The organism is Streptomyces sp. HP-A2021, assembly GCF_022807935.1.
In the GTDB taxonomy this organism is placed as follows: domain Bacteria; phylum Actinomycetota; class Actinomycetes; order Streptomycetales; family Streptomycetaceae; genus Streptomyces; species Streptomyces afghaniensis.
Window position 1 is genome coordinate 4,831,160 of record NZ_CP094344.1, and the last position, 12,217, is coordinate 4,843,376.

The 12,217-nt window shown below is 72.6% G+C and carries 10 protein-coding genes; 2 read left to right on the forward strand and 8 right to left on the reverse strand.

The window, feature by feature from the left end:
• Window positions 1–205: 205 nt before the first annotated feature.
• The 3 genes from MQE23_RS21740 to MQE23_RS21750 form a co-directional block, all read right to left on the reverse strand.
• A complete protein-coding gene (locus MQE23_RS21740; protein WP_020277590.1) occupies window positions 206–937 on the reverse strand; it encodes a TIGR03943 family protein in 732 nt (243 codons plus the stop codon).
• Window positions 934–1,947, reverse strand: coding sequence for a permease (locus tag MQE23_RS21745; RefSeq protein WP_037674355.1), 1,014 nt, complete (start codon window positions 1,945–1,947; stop codon window positions 934–936). Before MQE23_RS21745 ends, MQE23_RS21740 begins: the two co-directional genes overlap by 4 nt.
• 70 nt (window positions 1,948–2,017) lie before the next feature.
• On the reverse strand, window positions 2,018–3,361 hold the full coding sequence (locus tag MQE23_RS21750; RefSeq protein WP_037674353.1) for a helix-turn-helix transcriptional regulator: 1,344 nt from the start codon (window positions 3,359–3,361) through the stop codon (window positions 2,018–2,020).
• Between the two features lie 115 nt (window positions 3,362–3,476).
• Here MQE23_RS21750 and MQE23_RS21755 point away from each other — a divergent pair, with 115 nt between their 5' ends.
• Both MQE23_RS21755 and MQE23_RS21760 read left to right on the forward strand, forming a co-directional pair.
• On the forward strand, window positions 3,477–3,629 hold the full coding sequence (locus MQE23_RS21755) for a hypothetical protein (RefSeq protein ID WP_243379965.1): 153 nt from the start codon (window positions 3,477–3,479) through the stop codon (window positions 3,627–3,629).
• Window positions 3,630–3,773: 144 nt separating this feature from the next.
• A complete protein-coding gene (locus MQE23_RS21760; RefSeq protein WP_243379966.1) occupies window positions 3,774–5,774 on the forward strand; it encodes an Ig-like domain-containing protein in 2,001 nt (666 codons plus the stop codon).
• A gap of 256 nt (window positions 5,775–6,030) precedes the next feature.
• Here the strand turns inward: MQE23_RS21760 and MQE23_RS21765 are convergent, their stop codons facing one another.
• The 5 genes from MQE23_RS21765 to MQE23_RS21785 form a co-directional block, all read right to left on the reverse strand.
• On the reverse strand, window positions 6,031–6,516 hold the full coding sequence (locus tag MQE23_RS21765; protein WP_020277585.1) for a hypothetical protein: 486 nt from the start codon (window positions 6,514–6,516) through the stop codon (window positions 6,031–6,033).
• Between the two features lie 123 nt (window positions 6,517–6,639).
• Complete coding sequence (locus MQE23_RS21770) at window positions 6,640–8,046, reverse strand: extracellular solute-binding protein (protein WP_243379967.1); 1,407 nt, start codon at window positions 8,044–8,046, stop codon at window positions 6,640–6,642.
• A complete protein-coding gene (locus MQE23_RS21775) occupies window positions 8,046–10,568 on the reverse strand; it encodes a caspase family protein (RefSeq protein WP_243379968.1) in 2,523 nt (840 codons plus the stop codon). The genes MQE23_RS21770 and MQE23_RS21775 overlap by 1 nt, the downstream gene beginning before the upstream one ends.
• A 4-nt stretch (window positions 10,569–10,572) precedes the next feature.
• Window positions 10,573–10,908, reverse strand: a complete 336-nt coding sequence (locus MQE23_RS21780; RefSeq protein ID WP_243379969.1) for a hypothetical protein — start codon at window positions 10,906–10,908, stop codon at window positions 10,573–10,575.
• Between the two features lie 125 nt (window positions 10,909–11,033).
• Window positions 11,034–12,095 carry a hypothetical protein gene (locus MQE23_RS21785; RefSeq protein WP_037674372.1) on the reverse strand — a complete coding sequence of 354 codons (1,062 nt, stop codon included), beginning with the start codon at window positions 12,093–12,095 and terminating at the stop codon, window positions 11,034–11,036.
• Between the last annotated feature and the right edge of the window lie 122 nt (window positions 12,096–12,217).

A 12,217-nucleotide genomic window follows, 5' to 3' on the forward strand; every position in this document is an offset into this window, starting at 1 on the left:
GACGTCCGCGCGGCCGGCCGCCGTACGGCAACCGGCCCGGTCAGCCGGCTTTCGGCGGCTTACCCGGTGCCGTGCCCGGTGCCTCCCGGGACCCGGGCCCGGCGCCCGCCCGGATCATGCTCCGAGCCCTCCCGGAATCGTCGCCCGACTACCCGTCGCGGGTGGGGCGAAACCCGCGCGCCGGGCCGCCGCCCCGGCCTGACCCTCAGCGCTTCTCGTACGGGTTGTCCGGCTGCGGTGTCCGCCGTACGGAGGTGGCGTCGAGGACCGGCGGCCAGGCGGCGTCCGAGCCCGGCTCGCCCTCCGGGTGCCAGGTGCCGGTGACCGTGATCCAGGTGTCGACGGGCGGGGCGCCGACGCCGCGCACCTCGGCCTTGGCGGCGCCGGCGTCGGCGGCGCAGCAGGAGACGAGGAGGCGGGTGACGTACCAGGTGCCGTCGGCGTCGCGGGTGACGAAACCGGTGAGCCGGACCGTGCGTCCCGTCAGGGAACGGCCGCTGTCGTAGACCGCCCGGGAGCCGAACTCCCCGAGGGTGAGGTCGAGCGGGTTCCCGGCCGGCAGCGCCGGGAAGGTGCCGACGCCCCGGGCCGCACGCCGGTCGGCCTCGCGCTCCGCGCTGTAGGAGCCGAGGGCGGGCGGCGGGAACAGCAGCAGGGCCAGGGCGGGGAGGGTGAGGAACCAGGCGACGCGAGGGCCTGCGGGGCCGTGGGTGTGCCCGGCGGGGGCCCCGAGGTCCTCCTGCGCCTCCCCGTCATCTGCCGTCCGCACCAGCACCCCCACCGCCACCCCCAGCAGCACGAGCACCACCCCCGACACCACCAGATACGGCCGCAACCCGGGCTGCACGTACCTCAGGTACAGGTCGCTGAAGAGCGACACCCGCAGGATCGCCGCGCCGACGAGGGCGAGCAGTACGGCCGGTCCGTAGCGCCTCACAACAGCCACCACCCCACCAGGACGCTGCTCGCGACGGCCACCAGCCAGGTCGCGGAGGAGAACCGCACCGCGAAGGACCTGCCGAACGTACCCGTCTGGAGCGCGATCAGCTTCAGGTCGACCATCGGCCCGACCACCATGAACGCCAGGCGCGCGGTCGGCGAGAAGCCGCTCAGCGACGCCGCCACGAACGCGTCGGCCTCACTGCACACGCACAGCACGACCGCCAGCACGGCCAGCAGCAGCACCGACAGCCAGGCCGACCCGGTGAACACCTCCAGCAGTGGGCTCGGCACGACGATGTCGAAGGTCGCCGCGGCCGCCGCGCCGAGCACGAGGAAACCGCCCGCGTGCAGGAAGTCGTGCTGGAGTCCGGAGACGAACGCACGCGGCCCGCCGCCCTGCTCGTGCCCGGTGTCCCGTTTCGGCAGCCGCAGCCACTCCTCCCGCCCGAACCGCGCCCACAGCCAGCCCATCACCACGGCCGTGCCGAGCGAGGCGACCAGCCGGCCGAGGACCATCTCGGGCTGCCCCGGGAAGGCGATGGAGGTCGCCACCAGGACGACCGGGTTGATCGCGGGCGCGGACAGCAGGAAGGCGAGGGCGGCCGCCGGGGCGACACCCCGCCGCATCAGGCTGCCGGCCACCGGCACGGACGCGCACTCGCAGCCGGGCAGGACGACCCCGGCCGCGCCCGCGACCGGCACGGCGAGCGCCGTACGGCGGGGCAGCAGCCGCTGGAACACCCGCTGGGGCACGAACGCGCCGATCGCCGCCGACACGACCGTGCCCAGCAGCAGGAAGGGCACCCCCTGGACGGTGATCGCGGTGAACACGGTCCACCAGGCCGCGACCGGCGGGGTGTAGAGATCGATCGCCAGCATCGGCCCGAGCACCGACACCACCGTCACGACGGTGATCAGCGCGGCGCCGCCGAGGACGGTGTGCACGAGGATGCGCAGGGCCGTCCGCAGCCCGTCGGCCACTGCCGCTGTCCGTTGGTTCTCCACGCGCCCCGCCCCGGTCGTTCACACCCCGGAAGGAGGCTATCCCGCCCGACCGCGTGAAGCCCCTGTTCCCTCACAGCGGGGGCTGTGCGGGTGCGGGCCCGAGGGTCGTCGTGCCGGGAGCCGTACGGTGCCCGAGGCCCGTCCGGTAGGCGTCCAGGGCCGCCTCCACCCGGCCCGTGCGGCGCAGCAGGTCGCCCAGCAGCCGGCACAGGTCGGCCAGGTCACCCGCGGCGCCGGCCCGCTCCAGCAGGCTCAGGGCGCGGACGTAGTGCTCCTCGGCGTCCTCGGTGCGGCGGGCGTCCTCGGCGATGATGCCGAGGAGGCGGTGCGCGGCGGCGGAGTGGACGGCGCCGCGCTCGGGGGACAGGTCGTCGAGGACGCCGTGCAGCAGGGCCGCGGCCTCGTCGGACTTGCCGCGCCGGTGCAGCACGTCGGCCAGCTCGACGGCGACCTGGCTGCTGTAGAGGGCGGCGCGCTTGGCCGACAGCATGCCGAGTGCCTCCCGCAACTCCTCCTCGGCGCGCTCCAGTTGGCCGTCCTGGGCGTAGACGTAGCCGCGCATCCAGTGGCAGTTGGCGAGTTCGGTGCGGATCTGCAGGCCCCGGTACAGCTCGGCCGCCTTGGCCAGCGAGGCGTCGGCCTCGGCGAGACGGCCCTCGGCGACCAGGGTGCGGGCGACCGACCGGTGCATGCGCGCGACCAGGGCCGGGTCGCCGGACTGCGGGGCGAGCGCCAGGGCGAACTCGGCGGCCTGGGCGGCGCGGGCGTGCGCGCCCATGTCCATGTAGGGCCCGATGGCGCTGGCGTACAGCAGCAGGAGGGCGTCGGGATCGTGCAGACCGCCACGATTCAGCTCGTCGAGGGTGGTCTCCAGCAGGTAGACCGCGTACCGGAGTTCACCGGCGAGGTAGTGCGCGACGGCCCGCCCGCGCAGCGCCGGGACCCGGGCGGGCAGCGGCGCGTCGGCGAGACAGGCCTCGGCCCGCTCGAAGTACTGCCGCCCCGCCACGAGCTCGCCCGTCTCCAGGGCGCACTCGCCGAGGCCGAGCAGCGCGGCGGCCTGTTCCCCGGCCAACCCCTGTGTCTCGGCCTCGACGAGCAGCTCGGCGTACTGCTCCGCCGCCGCCTCGGCCTCGCCGACGGCGAAGGTGCGCTGGGCCTCGGTCAGCCGCAGCCGCAGCTCGGTCACGAGCCGCGCCGAACGGCCGGTGGCGAGTTCGTCGAAGGCGACGCCGAGCCGTCCGGCGAGATGCCGCAGGGCGTCGTCGGAGGGCCGCACCCGGCCCGACTCCAGGGTGGAGATGTAGGCGGGCGTGTACACAGGCTCCGCCAACTGCCGCTGTGTCAGCCCCTGTTCGACACGCAATCGCTGTACCCGGCGCCCGATGGTCCCCGGATCGTCACGCTCCCCCACGCCGACTCCCCCTGCCCCTCTTGCCGTTCGGCTCGGACAGCCCCTAGGTTAAACCGAGAGTTAAACGTGCTTAACACGCTGCTGTCGTAGCCACCGCCCCAGTTGCGAGGTCGCCGTGCTCGAACGCACACGCTCCGCCGAGCGGTACGCCAGAGGTTTCGCCGCGGCCGTCGTCGCTGTCGCGACCCTACTGCTGGCGGCGAACGCGGGTCCGGCGAGAGCCGAGGAGCCCCAGCAGGGCCCGCGGACGGTCGCGGACAGCCGCTGACGCGACGGTGCCGTCACGCCCCAACTGCCCCTTCAAGCCAGCGTCTTGATATCCGGTTCCGGTGTGTCAGTGGGGTGTTCTAGCCTGCACGGGCTGATCACTTCTTCCTGCTGATCACTTTCGTTCCGGGGGGTTCGAAAAACCGTGCACAGACGCACTCTCTCGACCGCGACGGCGCTCGCGGTCCTCTTCGGCTCGGTCACGCTCGTCGCGGCAGGGGCCGGGTCGGCGGCGGCCGACTCCAGCGCGCTCCTGCCCGTGAAGTCGACCGGTGACATCGTCGTCGACGGGGTCCACCAGCGCGTCTTCATCAGCGATCCGACGGCCGGCCAGGTCGTCGTCACCGACTACGCGGGCAAGGTCGTCGCCACCGTCGGCTCGCTGCCCGGCGTCCAGGGCATGGAGCTGTCGCCCGACTCGGGCACGCTGTACGCGGCCCTGCACGACGGGGACGCGGTCGTCGCGATCGACACGGCGAAGGCCACCGAGACCCGCCGCTGGTCCACGGGCCAGGGCGGCGGCCCGGCGTACGTGGCCCTGGCGGGCGGCCGGCTGTGGTTCAGCTACGGCGACGGCGGCGAGGGCAACATCGGCTCGCTCGACCCGAACGCCGCCGACTCGGCCGTCACCCTGGGCCAGGACACCAGCCGCACCTTCTACGAGGCCCCGATCCTGGACGCCTCCGCGGGCGCCCCGGGCACGCTCGTCGCGGGCTCGCCGGGCCAGAGCCCGGTCGAGCTCGCCGTGTACGACGTCTCCTCCGGGAAGGCGAGCCGTACCGCGTACGCCTGGGACCCGGGCGACACCGGCGGCGGCAACCTCCAGGACCTCGCGGTCACGCCGGACGGCAAGGACGTCGTCACGGCCAGCGGCTCCCCGTACTACCAGCCGGTCTACAAGCTCACGGACCTGTCCGCGGACGGCAAGTACGTCACCAACACGTACCCGAACGCGGTGGACATCGCCCCGAACGGCGACGTCGCGGCGGGCACGTCCTCCTGGTACGACCCGGACGTCCATGTCTTCAAGCCGGGCACCTCGATACCGCTGAAGCAGTACGACTTCCCCAACACCGGCCACAGCAGCGGCGCCGACACCCTGGCGTCGGCGGGCCTGGCCTGGGCGCCCGACGCGAGCAAGCTGTTCGCGATCTCGCAGAACGACGACAACGTCTACTCGCTGCGGGTCCTCGACGCCCCCACCAAGGCCTCCACCACCCTGACGGCGACCGCCCCCGCCACGGCCACCCGCGCCAAGCCCCTCACGCTCACCGGCACGCTGTCCTCGTCGACGGCGTTCCCGGCGGGCACGGAGGTCTCCGTCACCCGCACCGACGACGAGTCCCCGTCCGGCAAGCCGCTCGGCACGGCGGCCGTCGCCGCCGACGGCTCGTACTCCTTCACGGACAAGCCGCCTGCCGGTGGCAAGGTGACGTACACGGTCACGTACGCGGGCGACGCGAACCGCGCGGGCGCCACGGCCTCGGCGTCGACGACCGTGACGAAGACGGCGACCACGCTGACGCTGGACAACGACGGCAAGGTGTACGGCTACGGCCGGGACGTCACCTTCACGGCGCACCTCGGCACGACGTACAAGAACCGCACGGTCGAGATCTGGGCCGACCCGTACGGCTCCGACGAGCCGAGCACACTGGTGAAGAAGGGCAAGGTCGACTCGGCCGGCGACCTGTCGGCGACGGTCGACCTGACCCGTGACACGAAGGTCAGCGCGAAGTTCACGGGCGACACGCGGTACGCGCCGAAGACCGTCACCAACTCGGTCTACACCAAGGTCAAGATCTCGACGTCCCTGAGCGGCTACTACAAGTCGGCGACCGCCTGGAAGCAGAAGTACTTCTACTTCCGGAAGTCGAAGGACCCGGTCCACAACACGACGATGTCGATGTACCCGGGCCGCAAGCACCAGCTCCGGGTCCAGCAGTACTCGGACGGCGCGTGGCGCACCATGACCACGGACTACTTCGCCCTGGACCGCTACGGCAAGGACGCGGTGACGCTCGACGGCACGCCGCCCGTCGGCCCGCGTTTCCGGATCCGCTCGTCCTACATCGACACGAAGTCGGGCGACAACGTCAACACGACGACGTACGGAGCGTGGAAGTACTTCGTCTTCACGCGCTGACGCAATTCGGTGGGTGAATTCGGTGAGCCAATGCAGCGAGCCGATTCACCCACCGAATTCAGTTACCGTGAATTCGCACGGGAGCGCATATAACGCCAGCCGAAATAACACACCCCGACCGCTCCACCGGCGGCGCCGACCGCACAGGTCGCCGTCGCCCACGTCGCCATGTCGCGCGTAATCCACAGCAGGCTCACCACGACCAGCGCTATGGAGAACAGCAGGCGTTCTCCATAGCCCGGGCCGCGCCGGCCGGTCAGTCCCCGGTCGCCGTGCACTTGTACGTCACGCCCTTCATCTTGATGTCGCGGTACCCCACCTTCACGGTCGGGTTGGCGGGCGCGACATCGGTGCCGCCGCCACCACCGCCGCTCTTCTTGCGGCAGTAGTAGCCCAGCGCATCGAGCTTCTTGATGTCGCTCATCGCCTGGTACTTCTTGTAGGACGCGATCATCGCGGCCCGCCTCTCCGCCGGCGTGGCCTCCTTGGCCTTCGTGTAGGCGTAGCACCCGATGCTGGCGCCGATGCCCACCCAGGAGGCTCCCTTGGCGAGCGCCTTGGTGAGGCCCGCCGCGCCGCTGCCGATCCCGAGGACCGCGCAGATCTCGTCCGCTCCGGCGCGCAGTTCAGGCTGTGCCGGAGCGGCCTGTGCCGCCTGCGCCCCGGCGCCGCACAGCGCGCCGGTCATGGCGAAGGTGATGACGGCAGAAATTCCCTTGCTTCGTATGGTCACGAAGTCCATCCCCGTTTTTTGAATTGCCCGACCGGATTGCATGGCCGGATTGCATGGTCAGTGCGAAAACGACGCTACCCACGGGGACACACGTAAGCAATGGAGGAAATGTGAACATCACCGGGAGGAGATTCAACCGGGCAAAATCTTCCTCAACGCCTCGTCAAGGCTTTTCGCGACCTCCGCTTCACCCGGCCGGCTTCCGCCCGGCTCTTTCGGCGGGCCGTACAGGGCGTCGAGTTCGGTGGTGATGGTGTGGGTCACCGCTCCGTAGAGCGGAGTGCGGGGGCGGTGCACCGCCTCGCGCAGGGCCGGAAGCAGGATGTCGCGGGAGTAGCTGGTGCCGTCGGCCATCCGGTCGGGGGCCAGGCGGGCGGTGTTCTCGCCGCCGGGCGACGCCGAGGGGCCCTCGGCGTACGCGGGGGCGTGCCCGCATTCCGGGGCGGTGCCGGGCTCCTGGTAGGCCGAGGTGCGGGTCGCGGCGAACCCGGCGCGCAGCAGGCAGCGTTCGCTGTCACGGTCGGTGAGGAACGCGATCAGCTCGGCGGCCTTCGCGGCGCGCTGCTCGGACGTGGCGGAGGTGACGGCGAGGTTCTGGCCGCCGAGGACGGACTTGCCGGGCAGCCGGGCCACCCCGAGGTCGGCCCCGAAGGTCTCGTGCAGGGTGGGGTAGACGTACGGCCAGTGCCGCAGGAACGTGGTGCGGCCCTCGGCGAAGGCGCTGAGCGATTCGGCCTCGCGGGACTCGGCGGCCCCCTGAAGGACGTACGGCGGCTCCGTGCGCTTGCGCAGTTCGGTCACCCCCGCCGTCAACTGCTCCTCGGTCGCGACGTAGTCGCCGTCGTCGTCGGTCAGCCGAAAGTCCTCCCTGGCCGAGGCGAAGGCCTCGATCGCGTTGACCGTACGGCCCTCGTAGGCGGCGAGCTGAGTGGTCCAGATCGCCTCGTGGCCCTTGATCTCGGCTCTGTCGAGGGGGACGAGCAGTTCCCGGAGTTTGTCCCAGGTGACGTTTTCGTCGAGGTCGGTGCGGGAGGTACCGGCCTTCAGCAGGTGGTCCTTGCGGTAGTACAGCAGGCCGGCGTCGCTGTTGAACGGGACCGCGTACCGCTTGCCGTCCCAGTACGAGGTGCTGTCCACGGACGGGATGAGGTCCTCGGGGTCCTTGACGGCCGTGTCGCTCAACGGGCGGATCAGGCCCGCGTCGGCGAACTCCGGGATCCAGGTCACGTCCAGGTTCACCACGTCGTACTCGGCGCTGCCGGACTGCAGGGCGCCCAGCAGCTGGCTGCGCTGCTGGTCGGCCGAGCCGGGCAGCTCCACCAGGCGGGCCCGGTAGCCGCCTTCGCCCTCCTTGGCGTTCCAGGCGTCGATGAGCTGCTGGCGGATGCCGTTCTTGCCGGTGACGTCCTGGCCGCTGGCCACCACGATCCGGGGGGAGGTGTCGGCGCCCGGCTGCTGCTGCACGCCACCGCTCGTGCAGGCCGCGAGCGTCAGCAGCGACAGCAGGGTCAGCGCGGCGGCTCTCAGGCGTCGGGCCATCATTCCTCCCCTGTTCCGGTGCGGGCGACCTCGTCGCGCAGGGCGGGCACGAGGTCGTCCCCGGCGTCCAGGCAGCGGCCCCGGCCGGCCTCCGCGATCCGCGTGCCGGGGCGGTCCCGGTCGCAGGCCCCGCTGTTCAGGGTCACCATCGCCACGGGCACGCCGGCCGTCCGGGCCCGGTCGACCACCTTCTCCAGTCCGTCGCCGGTCAGACGGTTGTCGTCCTCGCCGTCGGTGAGGTACACGATCAGCTGCGGCCGCTCGTCGCCGGCGGCGCGCTCCCGCATGAACGCCAGGGCGTCCAGCAGGGCGGCGGACGGATCGGCTTCCGCGTTCCGCACCCGGGCGGCGTCCAGGGCCCGCTCGGCGTCCCGGCGGTCGTGCGTGCCGAAGTCCAGGACGTCGCTGTGCGTACGGCCTCCCTTGAGGCCGTGCACGGCCCACACCCCGTACTCGTCCTCCCCGCCGAGCCCGGTCAGGGTCTGCTCGATGATGCCGGGGCCGCCGCTGGGTCCGTCCCACAGGCCGGCCATCGAGCCGGAGCTGTCGAGGAGGAACAGGACCCGGCCGGGGCCGTGCGCGTTGCCGTAGCGCTCCAGCGCCTTGTCCAGCTCCGACGAGTCGGCGGAGTCCGCCGGCCGGACCTCGTCGATCAGCCCCTCGGGGGCCGACTTCGCTTCGAGCAGGCGCCGCTCGCCGTGCGGGGACCTGAAGCCCTGCTCGCCGAGCACCCGCAGGCCCTCGTCGCCGGTCAGCCAGGAGCGGAAGCGGGCCACCTCGGCGTCGCGCGCGTCGGCGTCCCGCTCGCCGTCCTCCCAGCGCACCCGCACGAACGTCGGCTCCAGACCGGGGACGTCGTCGGGGTAGGCGGCGGAGCGCGGAGCGCGCGTGGCCGGGTGGCAGCCGACGCCGCTGCGCAGCAGGAACTCCGGTACCAGGGCCGCGCTGCGGTCGTCCACGGCGTCGACGTCGGGCAGTGTGCACAGCAGACCGGCGGCGGAGGGCTCGGGCCGGCCGGACTGGGTGAGGCGCCGCTCCGCGTTGCGCGCTTCGGCTCCGCCGCGGTACAGGCCCGTCGTCGCCAGCAGCGCCGCGTCGGCGAACTCGGGGTCGGGGCGGTGCACTTCTGCTTCGCCGGGCGCCTTTTCGAGGTCGGCGACCAGCTGCGACAGCGACTGCCCGGTGGGCTCGACGGCGTCGTCCAGGCCCTCCGGGACGGCCAGCACGACCGGCGAGTACACGAACGGCCGCGTGTCCGGCTCCAGCCGGGCGAAGACGCGGTCCTGGTAGGCCGCGGTGACCCGGCGGACGTCCGCGCGGGTGCCGGGGATCCACACGTCCGGCTGCGGGCCGATGTCCCGCTGCGGGTTGTCGTCGTCGCGCGGCTGCTGCCAGGCGTCGGTCCGCTTGCCCAGCGCGGTCACCACACCGGCGGCGCCGGCGCTGTAGACGGTGACGCCGCTGCGCCGGCAGCCGTCGTCCGTGGTGTTGGCGTCCGAGGCGGCGTAGGCGTCCGCGGCCGCCTTCATCGCCTGCTCCAGGTCGGGGTCGGCGAGCAGACGCAGCTCCAGTGCCGGGGCGCACGGGCCGGAATCGCCGGTCAGGACCAGGACGCCGTAGCCGCCGGCGCCGGTGGCGAGCAGCGCCAGCACAATCGCCAGGCCGGTACGGCCGAGCCGTTCGAGGGCCTTCCGGACACGGGCGAGCGTGCGCCGGAGCCACAGGAGCCAGGGGTTGACCGGGGGGTCCGGCTTGCGCGTGATCACCGGACCCGCCGCCAGCAGCACGTCCGTGTCCGGGTCCCAGGGGGGAGCCAGCGCCTGCGGCCGCTGCGGGTCGTCGTCCTCCGCCTTGTACTTCGCCTCCTCCATCCGCTGCTTCACCCGGGCGTACAGCTTGGAGAGCCAGGCCGGCCCGCCCTCGTCGAGGACGTGCACGAGTTCCCGGGTGAACGGCGTCGGGGCGTCGGCGTCCCCGCCCAGGATGCAGCGGTTGGGCTGCACGCTCATCAGCAGCAGGACCTTGTGCTTCTTGCGCTTCGGATCGTCGAAGCGGTGCCAGATTCCCGCGGCGTTGCCCGCGTAGCAGCAGTCGAGGATCACCACCACCTGCCGGGCGCGGCTCTCGACGAGTTCGCCCAGCACCTCGGTGAAACTCACCGAGCCGGGCAGCCCGTCGCCCGTGAGCACCCGGGCGGTACGCATCTGCAGGTGCAGCTCGTTGCCGGAGGTGGAGGTGACGGCGTGCCCGGCGAAGTAGAGCAGCAGCAGTCCCCTGGCGTCCTGGCAGGCGCGGCGCAGTGCCCCCGTGAACTCGTCCGGCGTCGGCGAGGCCAGGGCCCGCACCTCGTGCGCACCGAACACGTTGCCCCGGTGCAGCGCGTCCTCGAGTGTCCTCCGGTTGTGCCGCACGGCGGGGAGCTGGCCGGTGACGCCCTGGGGATCCGGTGCCGTGTGGTCGTACTCGGACACACCGACCAGCAGCGCCCGGTTCACTTCGCCGCGCGGGTCGAAGCGAGTCACCGGCCTACTCCCCGTCGGTGTCCAGCGGGCGGATCTGTGGCTGGGGATCGCCGCCCTGGAGCCTGCGGCGGTTGTTGGTCCAGGTCTTCACCGCGCGTGCGGTGTACTCGGTCAGTGCCGCGATCGTGACGACGTCACCGAGCACTCTGAGGACGAGTTCGAGGTCGGGCCCCAGCCGCCCCCTGGTCCCGTCCGTGCTGGTCTGCGCCTCGATGGTCAGCTTCTTCTCGGAGAGCAGTTCCGCGAGCGGCTCTTCCCGCTCCAGCCACGTCTTCAGTGCTCTGACATCGTCCACGGTCCCGCCGGCGCCCAGCCGGACGCGCACGCCTAAGACAGCCACTTCGTCCCCCTCTGTCATCCCGACATCATGACACCGGGTCAGGCCTCGGCGGCAGACCTGTGACGCGACCTGCGCAAGCGATTGCACGCCCCCCTTCACGCCAGGCGCACACGGCGCATGCGTGTTCAGGCCTGGATCTGCAACTGCCTCAACTGCCGCTGCACATGGTCGAGCGCCCCCTCGCGGCGCCCGGGAACCCGGCCGCGCAACTCGGCGAGCGCCGCGCCCAGTTCGCGGGCGCGGGCGGGGTCGTGGATCTGGCCCCACTGGTGGTGGGCCCGATCCACGGCGGCCTCGACGGCGGGCGCGTCCGGCGCCTGCCCGGCGTTCAGGCGGACGGTGGCCACGGTGAGCCAGGTGTGGCAGCTGCGGCCCGCGTCCCCGGCGAACATCGCCAGGTCGGCCCGGACCTCGGCCCAGTGCAGGGCCTCCTCGGAGGCGGGCCCGTGCGCGGCGACGGCCGCCTGCTCGTGCCGGGCGGCGAGCGCGTCGGCGTCCACGTGGCGGCCGGACTGCACGGCGGCGGTGATGGCGGCGTGCGGGTCACCGGCCGAGGGGCCCGGCGTGCTCAGCACGAGGTCCGTGCCCGCGCTCTCCGGCGCGATCCGGGCCAGCGCCTGCTGGTGCAACTGCTCCACCGGCGGCCGGAACCCGCTGCGCAGGATCGTCGCGACGGCCTTCATGTACGCCGGCGCCGCGACCGTGCGTCTGGACGGCGAGGGCGCGATGCGGCCGTACACGGCGTTGCCGCGGCCCGAGTCCAACGGGGTGCCGCGCAGCAGCTCCCAGGTCTCGGCGTCCGCGTGCAGGTCGAGCAGGAGGGTCGTCGCGCCGGCCGGTCTGAGGCGCAGTTCGTCCCGGAACCAGTGCCAGGGGAAGGCCGTGTAGCGGGCGGTGGACGCGGTGGTGCGGGCCAGCGCCAGGTGGGGCAGGCGCTGGCGGCGGTCGAGCTGGAGCTGGCCGGTGACGTACACGGTGAGCGGGCCAGGGGCCGCCGCGGCGGCGCGCAGCCGGGTGAGGACGGCCTGCGGCTCCAGCGGGTCGGCGAGTTCGACGACGTTCGCGGTGTCCGTGCCGGCCAGCACGCCGGGCGGGACGGCGGCCAGGACGGGAAGCACGGACGCGGCGTCGACCAGGCGCCCCTTGCCCACCGGCGAGGCCGCCAGCAGCAGCACGGTTCCGGGCATCTCGTCCCTCCCCCTGTCGATCACGTACCGCAGCACCGTAACCGCTGCGGCTGCAAAGGAGGGCCTCAGGACCGCAAACGTCCGCCTTCGAGGGATTCGCCCCGTCCGCCGACTTGCCAGCG